Raw genomic sequence first — 15,967 nt, 5'->3', positions numbered from 1 at the left:
GGAACGACAAGCAGTAAGGAACCAAGACGGTGAGCGCACCTACCGCCCGACCCGGGCCTTCGGCCCGCAGGCCCGCGCCCTCGGCCACACCGGCCGTGGCTCCGGCCACCACTCCGAACCGCCGCCAGGTCCCGCCCGAGCGGGTCACCGGCGCGCAGTCTGTTGTCCGTTCGCTCGAGGAGCTCGGCGTCGACACGGTTTTCGGTATTCCGGGCGGCGCGATCCTTCCCGTCTACGACCCGCTCTTCGATTCCACCAAGGTCCGCCACGTGCTGGTGCGGCATGAGCAGGGCGGCGGCCACGCGGCCACCGGCTATGCGCAGGCCACCGGCAAGGTCGGTGTGTGCATGGCCACTTCCGGTCCCGGCGCGACCAACCTGGTGACCCCGATCGCGGACGCCCAGATGGATTCGGTGCCGCTGGTGGCCATCACCGGCCAGGTCGGGCGCAGCCTGATCGGCACCGACGCTTTCCAGGAAGCTGATATCTCGGGCATCACCATGGCGTGCACCAAGCACAACTTCCTGGTCACCGACCCGATCGATATCCCGCGCATGCTGGCCGAGGCCTTCCACCTGGCTTCCTCCGGTCGCCCGGGCGCGGTCCTGGTCGATATCCCGAAGGATGTGCTGCAGGCGCAGACCACCTTCAGCTGGCCGCCGGAGATGCGCCTGCCCGGCTACCGTCCGGTGACCAAGCCGCACGGCAAGCAGGTGCGCGAGGCCGCCCGCATGATCCTCGAGGCCAAGTCCCCGGTGCTCTACGTCGGCGGCGGCGTCATCAAGTCCGACGCCTCCCCGGAACTGCTGGAGCTGGCCGAGCTGACCGGTATCCCGGTCGTCACCACGCTGATGGCCCGCGGCGCGTTCCCCGACACGCACACCCTGAACATGGGCATGCCCGGTATGCACGGCACCGTGGGAGCTGTTGCGGCACTGCAGAAGTCGGACCTCATGGTCGTGCTCGGCGCGCGTTTCGACGACCGTGTCACCGGCCAGCTGGACTCCTTCGCGCCCAATGCCAAGGTCATCCACGCCGATATCGACCCGGCCGAGATCGGCAAGAACCGGCACGCGGACGTCCCGATCGTGGGCGACTGCCGTGAGGTCATCACCGAGCTCATCGAAACCCTCAAGGCCGATCCGGCCGTCGGCGAAGCGCCGCTGCTGGAGCTCGGCGCCTGGTGGACCTACCTCGACGGGATCCGCAAGGCATACCCGCTGGGCTGGAAGACCCCGAGCGACGGGTCGCTGTCCCCGGAGTTCGTCATCGAGACGCTGGGCCGGCTCGCCGGACCGGACGCCATCTACTGCGCCGGCGTCGGCCAGCACCAGATGTGGGCCGCGCAGTTCATCAAGTACGAGAAGCCGCGCACCTGGCTGAACTCCGGTGGCCTCGGCACCATGGGCTACGCGGTTCCCGCGGCCATGGGCGCCAAGATGGGCCTGCCGGACCGCGAGGTCTGGGCCATCGACGGTGACGGCTGCTTCCAGATGACCAATCAGGAACTGGCCACCTGTGCCGTCGAGGGTGTGCCGATCAAGGTCGCGCTCATCAACAACGGCAATCTCGGCATGGTCCGCCAGTGGCAGACCCTGTTCTACGAGAAGCGCTACTCGAACACCGATCTGGGCACCCACACCCTGCGCATTCCCGATTTCGTGAAGCTCGCGGAAGCCCTTGGCTGCCACGGCATCCGGGTCGAGAAGGAAGAGGACGTGGAGGCCGCGATCCTCGAGGCGCAGTCCATCAACGACCGTCCCGTGGTGATCGATTTCATCGTCGGCAAGGACGCGCAGGTGTGGCCGATGGTCGCCGCCGGCACCTCCAATGACGAGATCATGGCCGCGCGCGGCATCCGCCCGCTGTTCGATGACGATGAGGCCGTGGACGAGCCCGCCGTGATCCACGAGGCGATGCTGCACGAGAAGGCCACCCTGACTGCCCACGAAAAGGCCGCCCAGAAGGGGACCGAGGCATAATGAGCACGACCCATACCCTCTCCGTGCTGGTGGAGGACAAGCCCGGCGTGCTCGCGCGCGTCGCCAGCCTGTTCTCCCGCCGCGGCTTCAATATCGAGTCGCTGGCGGTCGGCGGCACCGAGATCCCCGAGATCTCGCGCATGACCATCGTCGTGACGGTCGAGGACCTGCCGCTCGAGCAGGTCACCAAGCAGCTCAACAAGCTGATCAATGTCATCAAGATCGTGGAGCAGGACGACGACAGTTCCGTTGCCCGCGAACTGATCCTGGTGAAGGTGCGCGCCGACGCCAGCGTCCGCACCCAGGTCATCGAAGCAGTGAACCTGTTCCGTGCCAAGGTGATCGACGTGTCACCCGATGCGCTGACCATCGAGGCGACCGGCACCCGGTCCAAGCTCGACGCACTGCTGCGCATGATGGAGCCGTACGGCATCCGTGAGATCGTGCAGTCCGGAGTTGTCGCAGTGGGCCGTGGACCCAAGTCCATCACCGCGACTCGCTAGTAACCGGCCGCCCCGGCGGCCATTGGCACGTCCTCCCGGCATGCTTTTCGCCGGGACCTATAACTCAGACACAGAATCCAGAAGGAGAAACCCAAAGTGGCAGTCGAGATGTTCTACGACGACGACGCTGACCTGTCGATCATCCAGGGCAAGAAGGTCGCGGTCATCGGCTACGGCAGCCAGGGCCACGCCCACTCGCTGAGCCTGCGCGACTCGGGCGTCGACGTCCGCGTCGGCCTGGCCGAGGGTTCGAAGTCCCGCCCGAAGGCCGAAGAGGCCGGACTGACCGTCGGCACCCCCGCCGAGGTTTCCGCCTGGGCCGACGTGATCATGGTGCTCGCGCCCGACACCGCGCAGGCGTCGATCTTCACCAATGACATCGAGCCCAACCTCAAGGACGGCGACGCGCTGTTCTTCGGCCACGGCCTGAACATTCACTTCGGTCTGATCAAGGCTCCGGCCAATGTCACCGTCGCCATGGTCGCCCCCAAGGGTCCCGGCCACCTGGTGCGCCGCCAGTTCGTCGACGGCAAGGGCGTTCCGGCTCTGATCGCGGTCGATCAGGACCCGACCGGCGAGGGCCAGGCCCTGGCGCTGTCCTACGCCAAGGGCATCGGCGGCACCCGAGCGGGCGTCATCAAGACCACCTTCAAGGAAGAGACCGAGACCGACCTCTTCGGTGAGCAGGCCGTGCTCTGCGGTGGCACCGAGGAACTGGTCAAGACCGGTTTCGAGGTCATGGTCGAGGCCGGCTACGCGCCCGAGATGGCGTACTTCGAGGTGCTGCACGAGCTCAAGCTGATCGTCGACCTCATGTACGAGGGTGGCATCGCCCGCATGAACTACTCGGTCTCCGACACCGCCGAATTCGGTGGCTACCTGTCGGGCCCGCGTGTCATCGACGCCGGCACCAAGGAGCGCATGAAGGCGATCCTGTCCGACATCCAGGACGGCACCTTCGTCAAGCGCCTCGTCGCGAACGTCGAGGGCGGCAACAAGGAGCTCGAGGGCCTCCGCAAGGAGAACGCCGAGCACCCGATCGAGGTCACCGGCGCCAAGCTGCGCGGCCTGATGAGCTGGGTCGATCGCCCGATCACCGAAACCGCGTAATTTTCGCGAACGCGTAATTTCCACGCGCACCACAGTTTTCGTGCGCTGAACGCAACGGCCCGGCACCTTTCGGGGGTGCCGGGCCGTTCGTATTCTCGTGGGGTTTCAGCTGCTTCCGAATGCGCCGCGCGGCAGCGTGTTCCGGAGCCAGCCGTCATTGTCGTCCCAGCGATCGTGGCGATTGTGATCGCGCCACCAGTCGGACTAGTTGTAATTGCGCCACCAGTCGTGGTTGTTGTTCCAGGGATCGTTGTCCCAGGGATTCCGATCCCAGTGCGGCCGTGACACATCGGAGACGGCGGCCTGGGTGGTGTCCGCCGAAGCCGTAGCGGTCAGCACCGTGATCGGGGCTACGGCGAGCGCACCCACCACGGCGATTCGAGCGAACATTCCCTGTGCGGAAGCGAATTTCGAGCTCATGGATCCGAGTGTGCTGACTTTCCGGCCGGAAAGATATTGATACGGACGAGATTCCGTGAGAGATCAGGGTCCCGGTCGTCCTGAAGGATGACCCGCACCCGGGTGATGTCCCCCTTGATACGACAACGGCCCCGCAATTGCGGGGCCGTTCGCGACTTCTCGTATTCGACTGCGCCGTAATTCGACTCAGTAGTGCGTGCCGCCGTCGATGCGGATCTCGGTGCCGGTGATGAACGCGCCGTCATCGGAGGCGAGCATGGCGACCACGCCGGCCACGGTGTCCGGGGACGCGAAGCCCTGTCCGATGCCCGGCATCAGTTTCATGAACAGACTCAGATCGGCATCCTCGGGCAGGCCCGGGCCCTTGCCGTCGGTCATATCGCTGGAAATGGACCCCGGTGCAACGGCAACCACGCGCAGGCCCTGCTTGCTGTATTCGGCAGCCAGCGCATGCGTCATGGACATGATGCCGCCCTTGGACGCGGCATAGGCGGCCATGTACGGGTGCGCGAAGAACGCCGACGTCGAGGTGAAGTTCACGATGACGCCCTTGCTCGACGCGAGCAGCGCCGGCAGCGACTCACGAATCATCAGGAACGTGCCCGTGAGGTTCACCGTGATGATCTTGTTGAAATCAGCCAGCGGCATGGTCTCGGTATGCGCCGACCGCAGAATGCCCGCCGCATTGATGAGCGCATCCAGCCCGCCGAGGGTCTCGACGGCACTCGCAACGCCGGCCTTCACCGAATCCTCATTGCCGATATCAACGGTGACAGTGCTCAGCCGCTCACCATGGCCCTGCTCAGCAGCCTGCTTCGCAGTCTCGGCCAGCCCGGCCTCATTGATATCCGCGGCAACAACCTGCCCGCCCTCATTGAGAACCCGATGCACAGTAGCCCGGCCGATACCCGAGCCCGCGCCGGTGATCAGTACTCGGCGATCGGTAAAACGCTCCATTGCGAACTTCTCCTCTGATGTCTTCTTCCCCCGTATCTGACACGCTACGCCCGAATGGCACACCATGCCACACTGACATCCAAAGACTAGGATGACTCTTGCCACCCCAACGACAAGGACGTCCAATGCCCGCCCCCGCCCCGCAGCGCCCCACCCTGGCCGAGCGCCGCAAGGCCGAAACCCGCCTGGACATAGCCCGCACCGCAGCCCGCCTCTTCGCCGAACACGGGACAGCCGACGTCACCGCCGAGCAGATAGCGGAGGCCAGCGGCATAGCCCTCCGCACCTTCTACCGCTACTCGCGCACGAAGGAAGACGCCGTCGAGCCGATGCTCACGACTGGCGCCCAACGCTGGTTCGAAGCCATAGCCTCCGGCCCCCGCCGGCTGCCCACGCTGGCCGACCTCGAAGCCGCCGCAGTCCAATCCCTGACCATCGACGGCGGCGAAGATTTCGACCTCACCCGCGGCTTGCTGCAGGCGATGGAAACCGACCCCGCTCTCCGCGCGGTGTGGCACCGCATCAATATGGAGGGCGAGCGCGAATTACGCAGAGTCCTCACCGAATTGGCAGGCTCAGACGCCGACATTCTGCACCTACGACTCCTTGCCGCAGTCGCGGCCGGCTCGATCCGTATCGCCTTGGAGCAGTGGGCCGCTGCTGGTGATCAGGGAGAACTGCCCTCGTCCCTGGTCGTTCGTTGCATTCGTGTGCTCGGAGCTGGCATCTAGCCGCGTTCACGACCGCCCAGTGGTAGCGATTGCGCGGCGGTCAGGTACTCCACTGTGCGCATCGGCGGCTGCTCACGTGCCTGGCGCACGGGCTCGCTGCATGCGTGAACTAAGTCTTGGCTGCTGCACTAGAAGCGGCGGCAACAGCCGAAGCAATCCTCGTAGATGTCGGACCTGGTCGCTAGGGTTAAACGATGATCAAGTCGACTCAGGGGGGGCAATCGATCGTCAAGGCCCGCCTGCGTCAGTGTCGGCTTCGGCTGCACTCGACGAAATCATGACACGTCGCTGTCCGTGGCGTGAAAGAGGTGACGGCGCAACAGGAGCTCAGCCATGGCCCGCATTCGCGAGATCGTTCCAAGTACGCAGAATGTCCGAGCACACAAGCTCGAGGATGCCGTCAGCTGCCAGTACAAGGTCATCGAAGATTCCGCAGGCACAACGTTGGTACACCTGTCGACGTTCGGCTCGGATCAGCGCCAGTCTGCTCCGAAGAGCAGTCAGTCCATCCAACTGGACAGGCAGAACGCGGCCGAGTTGATCTCGATCTTGAGCAAGGCTTTCGGGTTTGCTTGGCGACCCCGGCATGCGGCTATTCCGGAGGAGCCACCAGCACAGGATCTATCTCCAAGACCGGAACCGCAGTTCGCTTCTGCGACAGATGATCTAGCAGAGAAGCTGTATCTCTCGAAAGACTGGTTGCAGGGGTGCATTGACCTACTACGCGATCGACCACAGTTGATCTTCTACGGTCCTCCGGGAACTGGAAAGACGTACCTCGCGAAAGCGCTTGCGAACCATCTGTGTGGTCCGGAGCATGTAAAAATAGTCCAGTTTCACCCAACCTACTCATATGAGGACTTCTTCGAGGGGTTCCGTCCTGTCGAGACCGAAAACGGTCAGATCGCTTACGACCTGCACCGTGGCCCTTTACGGCAGCTTGCCGACGAGGCGCGAAAGGATCCTGAAAACCTGTACGCGCTGATTCTCGATGAGACGAACCGTGGGAATATTTCCAAAATTTTTGGCGAGCTCTACTATCTTCTTGAATATAGAGAGGAAAGTATAAATCTTCTGTACTCGGACAAGGTGGAGATGTTTAGTCTGCCTAAGAATGTAATTATCATTGGCACGATGAACGGAGCTGACCGCTCCGTTACTTCCATTGATACGGCAATGCGGCGCCGGTTCAGATTTATTCACCTCCACCCATCTAAAGAACCTGTCAGAGGAATGCTTCGAACCTGGCTGAAGCGAAATGGCGAATCTGTGTTGATCGCTGATCTTGCCGAGGAATTGAACGATATGATTAGCGATGAGGACTTTAAAATAGGTCCTTCGTATTTCATGCGTCCGTACGCTGTATCGAAATCTGGGCTAGACATTGTGTGGAATACGGAAATCCTCCCTTTGTTGGAGGACTATCACTTCGGAGACGCGAGCATAGATGTGCACGATGCGTACGGGCTGGAGAACCTCCGGAGGCGAGTGGGTGACGGGAACTCCGAATCGGAGGCATAGGCATGACATCACTCGACCTTATTGAACATGGTGAGGCCAGGACAGTGGATCTCTCGAGTGACCAATTCGAGGCACTGCGGGCGCTCAAATGTGCCGAATTGACGCGTGTGTCGGGGTCCGTTGGTCGGTATCGCATCAAGCCCATGCGCAAAGTTGGTTCCGTTCGGTTGGGATCTCTACAAATAAATATTCGACCGAAGGTTGCAGAGCTGCAAAGGATCCTGTTCTTCATCGGATATAATTCGAATCCTGCTATTTGGCGGGATGAGTTCGTACGACTGGGGCAAGCTGACGGTCTGTATCCCGCCGTCGCCGAGTCGTTCGTGCGCTTGGTGAATAAGGCGCTGGAACGTGGCGTGATGCGTGGATACATTCCCGCGAGCGAGTCAATTTCTGTGATCCGCGGCAGAATCAGATTTCAGGAGCAGATTACACGAAATTATGGTCGACCTGTGCCTATTGCGGTTGAGTATGACGACTACAGCATGGACGTCGCGGAGAATAGAACGCTGTTGCTGGCCACGCTGAGGCTGCTGGGTTTGCCTGATATCGGTATCGAAGCGCGCAGGCAACTTACCAGGATTCGTGCAATTCTCGACAGTATTACGGTCGTATCCAAAAGAAATGCTCGACCTAAGATTACATTTACCAAATTGAATATGCGGTACCACGATGCGCTCCGACTTTCGGCGGTGATCCTCGATAATAGCTCTTTCGATCAAAAAGCCGGCCCGCTGGCTGTGTCGGGATTCTTGTTCGACATGTGGAAAGTTTACGAAGATTTCGTAACTGGAGCCATGAGTATGGCGATGATGCGCCATGGTGGTAAGCCTAAGGTTCAAGTCGATCACTATATGGATGCTGCATCTACTATCAGGTTCATCCCTGACCTGGTCTGGTACGACGATAGTGGTCGACCGATCGCTGTTGTGGACGCCAAGTATAAAGTGGAGAAATTGAAAGGATATCCTGAGTCTGATCTATATCAGATGCTAGCCTACTGTTCCGCTTTAGGCATTAAAGAGGGGCACCTTGTCTATGCTAAGGGTAACGGACCTGTAAGTGTTCACGTGATAAGATCGTGCGGGATAGTAATTCATTGCCATTCGCTCGATCTCGCACTAGCGCCGAATCAATTGCTGGCCGAAATAGATTCGCTGGCCGCAGCTATCCTTCGGAAGCCCTCACCGTTTTGAATGCAAGCAATGGCTTTACCCAAGCCATCCGTGGCCACCTCGTCCCGCTATTCCCTCACCGCCGGGTGGGTCGGCGTACACCTTGAGCAGCACCTTCCCTGCGGCCGGTGAGGCGGCCGACAAGTTGGTGTCCCGTGCGGTTGCCCAGTCTTCCCAGGTCCATCCGGCACCGGCGTCGATAGTGAAGTTGGTGGCCTGCGCCTCGACGCCGTCTATAAACACTCGAACCGCGGTCGGGCCGTCAGGGTCCCGGACGATGACCGTCTCGACATCGGCCGCGCCCGGGCCGCTGTTTGTGCTCAGGGCGGCAGTCATCTCACTCAGCGACTTTGCTCCCTGGGAGACGATCTGCGTGAGAGTTGCAGTGTCCAAAGAGATTTCGACCTCTCGCTGCATATCGCCGAGTATCAGGGTTGTGAACTGCCCGCCTTCGTCGATCACGAAACGAACCGAGCAGCCTGGTGTGGTGATGGCCCAAGCTCCGATAGTCAGTCGCTCGAACATCTTCCGCTCCTTTCGTGCTTTGCCTGTCTGCTAGAAAGCACACCACGTGTGACCTGGCGCAACCTACGCTTTACTGGGTAACCCAGTTCTATCGATCTGAATGCCCAGGGCCGCTGTCAGTTCGGGGGCCGAGTTGACCCAGTACGGGTGGTTGTCGACGAGGGGGTTGTCATGTTGGAGAGCGGTTCGACCTTGCCCAGGCGTCAGCTCGGGCGGTATCTGAGGGAAGCGCGGTCGGCGCTGGGGATGTCGCAGGAGCAGGTTGCGCGGGTGGCGGATGTGAGTTCGTCTGTGCTGCAGCGGTTGGAGAGGGGGATACCTACTCGGCTGAAAGTGCGGGATCTTCAAGCAATTTGCGAGGTTTTGGAAATGTCGGGGGATATGGCGACGGCCATGGTTGGGTTGCTTCGGCAGGCGGCCGAGAAGAGTTGGTGGCATGAGTACGGGAGCTTGATACCGGCCAATTTCGATGTCTATGTTGGGCTGGAGACTGCTGCGCGGAAGTTGACTACGTATCAGCCTGCGCTGGTTCCTGGGCTGCTGCAGACTCCCGACTATGCGCGTGCACTCATTCGTGCGGCCAAGCCGGAGGAGTCGGCAGTAGAGCACGAGCGGCGGGTGGAGCTCCGCACGAAACGTCAGGCAACGGTGACTCGCAGGTACCAACCGGTCACCCTGGACGTAGTGCTGCACGAGTCTGTGTTGCGCAGCTCTGTCGGCGGGCCCGAGGTCATGGCTGCGCAGCTTCGTCATCTGGCGGAGATCGGAAAGCTGCCGAAGGTTTCGGTGCGGGTACTGCCGTTCTCGGCCGGGGCTCCGGTCGGTGATCCGGTGGGGCAGTTCGCGATTCTGGAATTCGGTGAGGACGCGAAGGGCGAGCCGGTGTGGCCTGCGGTCGTATATCTGGAGACCTTTATCGGGTGTATGTACCTCGAGAAGGACGAAGACTTGGAGCGGTACGATCGGGTTCTCGAGACTCTCCGGCGTGCTTCGCTGGATGAGGCGACCAGCCGTAGTCTGCTGCGGCAGGTGACGAAGGAGTTCTCAACGTGACTGGCGAGCTAGACGGGACCCAGTGGTTCAAGAGCAGCTATAGCGGTGACAAGGCCGACTGCATTGAAGTGGCTTTCGTGGGTGATCTTGTGGGCGTGCGTGACTCGAAGGATATGGCTGGTCCTTCGTTGATCTTCGCTCCAGCTGAGTGGCATGCGTTTACCGGCGCAGTGGTGGCCGGGAAGCTCTGAGGGGGACACCTGCACCTGCACCTGCGGCGACCAGACGAGCGTGATTGGGCTCTGGGGCTGAAGTTTTCGTGCAAACCGTAGGCGAGTGTGCGGGAAGTCGACGGGGACGGTTGGAAGTTGCAGGGAAACTTCAGTGGGGTGGTCGGTTGTGGCGGCGGCGTCGGATGACCGTGGCTGCCTCATCGGCACAGGCGTCGAGGTTGGCGTAGATGTCGGCTGCGGCGTAGCGCAGGACGAGCCAGCCGGCGAGGACGAGGGCGTTCTGGCGGCGGCGGTCAGTGCGGAATGTCCGGGGGTCGCTGTGGAATTCGCGGCCGTCGATTTCGATGATGGTGTGGGAGCGGGTGTCTGCGAAGTCGGCGTAATAGGGTCCGACAGGGTGATTGGCGAGGAGGTGCACGCCGCGGTGGGCGAGGGCGCGGGCGAAGAGGCGCTCGGGGTCGGAGGCGGCGTCGAATGCTGCGGTGCGGAGTTGTCGGCGGAGGGCCGGGGAACCTCGCAGGTGGGTGCGCAGTTCGAGGAGTTGTGGCCAGCTGGTGCGGGCATGCTCGTCGATGAGGCGGTCTGCGTCGTGTTGGGGGAGGACGGTCAAGCAGTCCAGGAGGGACCGGGCGGGAGTCGTGGCGGGCAGGTCCCAGGCTTCGTCGATCCAATCGGGGAGCAGGTCGCGGCGGTACAAGTGCAGCCAGGATGGGGTTTGGCGGTAGATGGAAAGCGGCGTGGTGGCTTCGATCGGTGCGGGTTCGGGGAGCATGTTCCACAGCCACGCGGCGGTGCGGTGGCTGAACACCGCTTCCGGGAGCCACGCTGTGACGGCCTGGCATTTCGCGTAAGCGGACGGTGCGCCGATGGAGTAGATGCCGGGCAGTAGGCGGGTGTACTCGCCGCGCTGGCAGCGGTTGGTGATGGTGGCGGAGGAAACTTCTGTCAGCAGGTCTTTGCGGGTTCGGATCACGAGAATCGACCATCCAGGATCGGCGGCCGATGCGCGGGGCGGTGTGCTGCGAAAACAGCGGAGCTGTGGATAGTTCGACGCGCTGTGGATAACGGAGTTCGAGCCGGGCTGAGGTTATTTGGCGGCCGACGCAGGTTCGGGATCTGAGTCGCCGTCCGAGTACTGCTCGGAGTGCTGACGGTACTGCTGCATTCCAGCCCAGGTGTCGGGGATGTAGCGGAGGCGTTCGGGGGTGAGGGTCCAGGTCGCGCGGACTGCGCGGCGGAAGAGGTCGAAGGCTAGTTGGTCGGCTCGGGACCAGTTCCAGCCGAGGATCTTTCGGGCTTCTGGAGGCATTGTGGCGTTGGAGATCCAGACGCCGATGGCCATGACGGGGTAGCGAATCAGGGGCCAAAGGGGAGATGGGATGAAGGGTGGGGCGAGGACTTTGGCGGTGTGGATGTTGGCGGCGAAGTCTGTGGTGGTGTTGGATTCCAGGACTTCTTGCCACATGTGGGTCCAGTAGGCGCGGTAGCTTTCGTAGTCGCCGAAGGCTGGGCGGTCGGACATGCCGTAGAGGCGCCACCAGGTTAGGCCCTCGGCTATCAATTGGGCCTTCTCATCCTCTGTGAAGGGGGTGCCGAAGAATTCTTGGGTGGCGATGATGGATTCGTAGAAGGTTACGTGGGTCCACCAGAAGACTTCTGGGTCTAGCGCGTGGTAGCGGTTGCCCTGAGGGGCAACGCCTTTGATGGGTTTGTGGAAGTCTCGGACCGTTGTTGCCCTGGCTTCGGCGTCGGGCTGGTAGATCATGGCTTGGATGGGGGCTACCGAGCGGTCGAAGCGGTCCATGGGGTCGGTGAAGAAGTTGGAATGCTGTTGGAGGGCTGCGTCCAGGACTGGGTGCATGTTTTGCAAGGTGCCGGCTCGGCCGAGGATCAGCATGGAGCGGATGTCGCCGAAGTGCTTCCAGGTCAGGGAGTTTGGGCCGAGCGGGAGGGAGACGTTCCAGCCTGGGTGCTTTTCGAACATCGCGGGTCCTAACGGGGTGGTTCGGTCAGGGTGGTCAGGCCCGGGGTGATCAGGGTGAGGGTGGTGTCGACCAGGGTGCGCAGGGGGACTTCGGGGTGGGTGAGCCACCAATTCGCCACGGCGACTACGGAAGATACGAGGATCGCCGACGCGATCTCGAGCTTGTGGGAGTCGTCCTTGCGCGTCGGCGGAGGACTCGCTGCAGCTGACTTCGGCGCGCTGGCGGCGGTGGACTCGGGTAAGCCCGCAGCCCTAGACCGGGCCGCGCTGGTCGCAGCTGTCTCCGGCTTGCCTGCCGGAGTTGACCGGGGTTCGCTGGCCGCGGTGAGCTGGGGTGTGCGGGCTGCAATGGGCCGAGATGTGCTGGCCTGGGCGCGTTGAAGGGTATCGGCCGCCGTGGGCTCGGGAGCGCTGGCTACGAGTGACCCGGGCGCGCTGGGTGGGGCTGGTTCGAGTGCCAGGAGGGTTCGTACACCCTGTTCGGCCAGTTCGCGCAGGTGGGCGCTCACCTCGGCTACGTCCGGATCCGTCGCGGGGGTGAGGATCAGGCGGGAGGTAAGGGGGCGGTCGATCATGAACTCGAAATATGCGCGGAGTGCTGCGGACATGCGGTCGAGCGGGGTGGCATCGCCGCGGACGGCAACGGTAATGCGGGCTATCAGGGCCTCGGTCTCCGCGGTGAGCAGGTCTAGGACGAGTGCCTTTTTCGAGGCGAAGTGGTCGTAGAGGACTGGGCGGGTGATGCCGGCGGAAACGGCTATGTCGCGCATGGAGATTGCGTCATAGCCGTTCGCGGAGAAGAGGGTTCGGGCGGCTTCCAGGATCAGGATGCGGCGCTCGTGGCCTTTCAGGCGGCGGACTGGACCTTGATTAACCGACACGTGTGTAGGTTAACGTGGCGAACTCCGGTCTGAGGAGGAATCAGTGCCAGATAGCTCCGAATGAGTGGCGGGCCTCCTGGATCAATGGCGGATCGCCCAGATGGGTGGCGGGTCGCCAGGGATCAGTGCCAGGTGACTACGTTGTCGAGATCCTCACGGGTGGTGCGGAATCCGTTCACGGCGTGGTCGGGGTCCGCGTAGCCGAAGGAGATGCCGGCGATGATTTGGCGGTGCTCCGGGATGTTGAAGTGGTCGTGCAGGAAGGGGGAGTAGGAGGCTAGGGCGGCTTGGGGGGCGGTGGCTATGCCGAGGCTTTGGGCTGCCAGGAGGAAGGAGGTGAGGTAGAGGCCGCAGTCGACGGCGCCGTAGATGCCTAGGTCGGCTTCGGTGGTGAGGATGGCTACGTGGGGGGCGTCGAAAAGTTCGAAGTTGCGGACCATTTGGCGCATGGAGCCCTCGTGGTCGCCTCGGGCTACGCCGACGGCGGTGTACAAGGCTGCACCGCATTCGCGGCGGCGGTCGCGGAAGACGCCGTTGTAGGCGGCGGGGAAGGGGAGGTCGGATTGTGTTGGGGTGCCGTTGATGTGGGCGAGCAGGGCTTTGCGGAATCGGTCGGTGGAATCGGCTTCGGTGATGGCGAGCTGCCACGGTTGGGTGTTGCACCAGGAGGGGGTGCGCTGCGCCAGGGTGAGGATCTGCTCGATGGTGGTTCGGGGGACCGGGTCGGGGCTGAATGCGCGGCAGGTATGGCGGTCGTCGAGAAGTGATTGCAGGGTGGTGTAGCGGTCGGTCTGGGCTGGATCGGTGGTGGCGCGGTTCGTCATGGAATCCCCTTCGGATCTGGTCTCTTTTCGAGACCGGTGCAACTTGGTCTCATATTAAGACCAGTTGGGTAGGATTGGAAGATGCGATACGAGGAGTTGGCCGACGAACCCTGTTCGATCACGCGGTCGCTGGTCGTACTCGGCGACCGGTGGACTCTGCTGGTCATGAAGGCGGCCTTCTCCGGAGTGCGGCGGTTCAATGGGTTTCAGGCCTACCTCGGGATTTCCCGCAGTCGGTTGCAGGATCGGCTGGATCGCCTGGTCGAGCACGGGATTCTGGTCAAACAGCCGGCCGCGGTGGGTGCGTACGAGGAGTACCGGCTCACGCCCAAGGGGCATGACGTTTACCCGATCCTGATGGCCTTCAAAGATTGGGGCGACGCCTACATGTCCCCGGACGGTCCGCCCGTGCACTACCGGCACCGTGATTGCAGCGGCGAGGCGCACGTGCGGCTGACGTGTGATCACTGCGCGGCCGAGATCACCGCCCGCGAGGTGACGCCGGAGGCGGGGCCGGGGATGTTGGCGGGAACCGTATAGTCGCTGCGGTGTCCAGCGTGATTGTGCGTCCGGCCGAGGTGGCGGACGAGAAGTTTCTGTGGTCGATGCTGTTCGAGGCCTCGTACTCCCATGAGCAGGGGAGGGTGTCGCCCGAGGAATTGCGGGCGGTGCCGTCACTCGCGCATTACGTCGAAGGTTGGGGCGCCGCAGGCGATCTCGGCGTCATCGGCGAGGAGGACGGGGTGCCGCGAGGCGCCGCATGGCTGCGACTCTTCCGCGGTGACAATGCCGCGTACGGATATGTGGACGATGGCACACCGGAACTGGCCATCGGCGTCGCGCCTGGAATGCGTGGCAGCGGGTTGGGCACGGCCCTGCTCATCGCGCTGCTCGATGCTGCCCGACCGGTATATGACGCCGTGAGTCTGAGTGTGCGAGAAGAGAATCCGGCCCTGCGGCTCTACGAGCGACTGGGATTTGTCGCCGTGCCGAGCTCCGCGCATACGAACCCGGCCGGCAGCACCAGCGTGACGATGGTGTTGCGCTTCCGCTGATTACCCGCCGAGCTTGAACGCCAAGCGCCCCGGTGCGACGTAGTCGTCCGGGTCGAGCAGCATACGCAGCTCCGGCCCGTCCGGAATACGTGCCAGCTCGGCTTCCAGCGGCGTGCGAAAGGCCTCACCACGCGCGGTGATCAGCGGGAACCAATTGTCATGATGGTTGGGTACGAACACCTTCGGGCGCAGCGCCTCGATATAACTCCGGGGATCGCGCAGCCCATTGGTGAACTGGTTGTAGCCCTGCACCGCGCCGACATGTACATCGGACGCGGGCAGCGTGCGTAGCTCCTCCAGCACTTCCGGAGCGTTGTCCAGCAGCGGACCGGACGAGTCGTGCCATGTGAGAGTGAAGCTTTCGGTGCGGAACTGGTAGAGCAGTACTCCGCCCTCCCGATCGCCGAGCCGTCGCGCCAGCTGCGCGGCATCGGTGAGAGTTGTTGGGTACCTGAGCATATCGCGGACACCGGGGGCCGGTATCACGCGCGCACAGGCATCGGGGCCCTCGTGCCGCGCGGTGCGGGCCGAATGAATGTGCCGAACCGCTGTCACCGAAAGTCCCTCGGCGAGCTCGAAATCGTAGCGATCACCCGGCTTCGAGGACTCGGAACCCAGTTCCACGCACTCGAATTCAGCCGAGTTGGTCTGACTGCGTGCCGTGGCGCAGTGCTCCGCCGTCCCGTACAGCACCGCACCACTGGCCTGTGTGATCGGCCCGGCATCCGCCGCATGGTCGAAATGCCCGTGGCCGATGAAGATTGCGGCCGGCCGGAGCGCCGCGACCTCCGCGGGGGTGGTCGGCACATAGCCGGAGGTGGCGCCACGCGGCACCCACGCATCCAGTAGGAAGACCGTGCCGCCCAGGGCGACTGCGAAACTCGCGCAGCCGAACCAGGTGAGGATCGCCTGGTCCGCGCGTACCGCGCCGGTGTCGGGATCCACCGCCTCGCCGCCGAAGAAGCGCTGCCGGGCGGCGATGGTGTCGGCCAGGGTGGGCCGGGACAGGCCGGGGGTCGCGAACCGTTCGGCGAGCCCGCTCAGGCCCCGAGTAATGGGATTGTTCGGCACCC

General features: G+C 63.0%; 18 protein-coding genes. 10 read left to right on the top strand and 8 right to left on the bottom strand.

Annotated elements, in window-relative coordinates; genetic code table 11:
- Window positions 1-29: 29 nt before the first annotated feature.
- The 3 genes from OG716_RS21485 (at window position 30) to ilvC (ending at window position 3,595) form a co-directional block, all read left to right on the top strand.
- A complete protein-coding gene (locus tag OG716_RS21485; protein WP_405139300.1) occupies window positions 30-1,982 on the top strand; it encodes an acetolactate synthase large subunit in 1,953 nt (650 codons plus the stop codon).
- On the top strand, window positions 1,982-2,485 hold the full coding sequence (gene ilvN / locus OG716_RS21480; RefSeq protein WP_297611378.1) for an acetolactate synthase small subunit: 504 nt from the start codon (window positions 1,982-1,984) through the stop codon (window positions 2,483-2,485). Before OG716_RS21485 ends, ilvN begins: the two co-directional genes overlap by 1 nt.
- Before the next feature lie 108 nt (window positions 2,486-2,593).
- Window positions 2,594-3,595, top strand: coding sequence for a ketol-acid reductoisomerase (ilvC, locus tag OG716_RS21475; protein ID WP_355123859.1), 1,002 nt, complete (start codon window positions 2,594-2,596; stop codon window positions 3,593-3,595).
- Between the two features lie 204 nt (window positions 3,596-3,799).
- On the opposite strand, the gene OG716_RS21470 is transcribed toward ilvC, so the two are convergent.
- Both OG716_RS21470 and OG716_RS21465 read right to left on the bottom strand, forming a co-directional pair.
- Window positions 3,800-4,015, bottom strand: coding sequence for a hypothetical protein (locus OG716_RS21470; RefSeq protein WP_405139297.1), 216 nt, complete (start codon window positions 4,013-4,015; stop codon window positions 3,800-3,802).
- A gap of 186 nt (window positions 4,016-4,201) precedes the next feature.
- Window positions 4,202-4,972, bottom strand: a complete 771-nt coding sequence (locus OG716_RS21465) for an SDR family NAD(P)-dependent oxidoreductase (RefSeq protein WP_405139295.1) — start codon at window positions 4,970-4,972, stop codon at window positions 4,202-4,204.
- 125 nt (window positions 4,973-5,097) lie between these two features.
- On the opposite strand from OG716_RS21465, the gene OG716_RS21460 reads away from it, so the two are divergent.
- The 3 genes from OG716_RS21460 to OG716_RS21450 all read left to right on the top strand — a co-directional run bounded on the left by OG716_RS21460 (window position 5,098) and on the right by OG716_RS21450 (window position 8,420).
- Window positions 5,098-5,703, top strand: coding sequence for a TetR/AcrR family transcriptional regulator (locus tag OG716_RS21460; protein WP_405139293.1), 606 nt, complete (start codon window positions 5,098-5,100; stop codon window positions 5,701-5,703).
- A 333-nt stretch (window positions 5,704-6,036) separates the two neighbouring features.
- Window positions 6,037-7,224 carry an McrB family protein gene (locus tag OG716_RS21455; RefSeq protein ID WP_405139291.1) on the top strand — a complete coding sequence of 396 codons (1,188 nt, stop codon included), beginning with the start codon at window positions 6,037-6,039 and terminating at the stop codon, window positions 7,222-7,224.
- A gap of 2 nt (window positions 7,225-7,226) precedes the next feature.
- Window positions 7,227-8,420 (top strand): McrC family protein, encoded by a 1,194-nt coding sequence (locus tag OG716_RS21450; RefSeq protein ID WP_405139289.1) that lies wholly within the window; start codon window positions 7,227-7,229, stop codon window positions 8,418-8,420.
- Window positions 8,421-8,435: 15 nt separating this feature from the next.
- Here OG716_RS21450 and OG716_RS21445 read toward each other — a convergent pair whose 3' ends face one another.
- The gene (locus tag OG716_RS21445; RefSeq protein ID WP_405139287.1) at window positions 8,436-8,924 is read right to left on the bottom strand and encodes a hypothetical protein; all 489 of its coding nucleotides are present in this window, start codon (window positions 8,922-8,924) and stop codon (window positions 8,436-8,438) included.
- A 171-nt stretch (window positions 8,925-9,095) separates the two neighbouring features.
- On the opposite strand from OG716_RS21445, the gene OG716_RS21440 reads away from it, so the two are divergent.
- Complete coding sequence (locus OG716_RS21440; RefSeq protein ID WP_405139285.1) at window positions 9,096-9,977, top strand: helix-turn-helix domain-containing protein; 882 nt, start codon at window positions 9,096-9,098, stop codon at window positions 9,975-9,977.
- A complete protein-coding gene (locus tag OG716_RS21435; protein ID WP_405139283.1) occupies window positions 9,974-10,168 on the top strand; it encodes a DUF397 domain-containing protein in 195 nt (64 codons plus the stop codon). The genes OG716_RS21440 and OG716_RS21435 overlap by 4 nt, the downstream gene beginning before the upstream one ends.
- A 130-nt stretch (window positions 10,169-10,298) precedes the next feature.
- Here OG716_RS21435 and OG716_RS21430 read toward each other — a convergent pair whose 3' ends face one another.
- From OG716_RS21430 to OG716_RS21415, 4 genes are all read right to left on the bottom strand, one after another.
- Window positions 10,299-11,123 carry a DUF559 domain-containing protein gene (locus OG716_RS21430; RefSeq protein WP_405139281.1) on the bottom strand — a complete coding sequence of 275 codons (825 nt, stop codon included), beginning with the start codon at window positions 11,121-11,123 and terminating at the stop codon, window positions 10,299-10,301.
- 114 nt (window positions 11,124-11,237) lie between these two features.
- A complete protein-coding gene (locus OG716_RS21425) occupies window positions 11,238-12,134 on the bottom strand; it encodes an oxygenase MpaB family protein (protein WP_405139279.1) in 897 nt (298 codons plus the stop codon).
- A gap of 8 nt (window positions 12,135-12,142) precedes the next feature.
- Window positions 12,143-13,015, bottom strand: coding sequence for a TetR/AcrR family transcriptional regulator (locus OG716_RS21420; protein WP_405139277.1), 873 nt, complete (start codon window positions 13,013-13,015; stop codon window positions 12,143-12,145).
- A 122-nt stretch (window positions 13,016-13,137) separates the two neighbouring features.
- Entirely contained in the window at window positions 13,138-13,839 is a 702-nt protein-coding gene (locus OG716_RS21415) for a nitroreductase (protein WP_405139275.1), read from the bottom strand.
- A gap of 81 nt (window positions 13,840-13,920) precedes the next feature.
- Here OG716_RS21415 and OG716_RS21410 point away from each other — a divergent pair, with 81 nt between their 5' ends.
- Complete coding sequence (locus OG716_RS21410) at window positions 13,921-14,379, top strand: winged helix-turn-helix transcriptional regulator (protein ID WP_405139273.1); 459 nt, start codon at window positions 13,921-13,923, stop codon at window positions 14,377-14,379.
- An 8-nt stretch (window positions 14,380-14,387) separates the two neighbouring features.
- The gene (locus OG716_RS21405) at window positions 14,388-14,894 is read left to right on the top strand and encodes a GNAT family N-acetyltransferase (RefSeq protein ID WP_405139271.1); all 507 of its coding nucleotides are present in this window, start codon (window positions 14,388-14,390) and stop codon (window positions 14,892-14,894) included.
- On the opposite strand, the gene OG716_RS21400 is transcribed toward OG716_RS21405, so the two are convergent.
- On the bottom strand, window positions 14,895-15,965 hold the full coding sequence (locus OG716_RS21400) for an MBL fold metallo-hydrolase (protein ID WP_405139269.1): 1,071 nt from the start codon (window positions 15,963-15,965) through the stop codon (window positions 14,895-14,897). It abuts the gene before it with no gap.
- Between the last annotated feature and the right edge of the window lie 2 nt (window positions 15,966-15,967).

This window comes from Nocardia sp. NBC_01388 (assembly GCF_045040085.1).
GTDB lineage: Bacteria > Actinomycetota > Actinomycetes > Mycobacteriales > Mycobacteriaceae > Nocardia.
The sequence above is the reverse complement of the archived record's forward strand: the minus strand, read 5'-3'. Positions and strand labels throughout refer to the sequence as shown.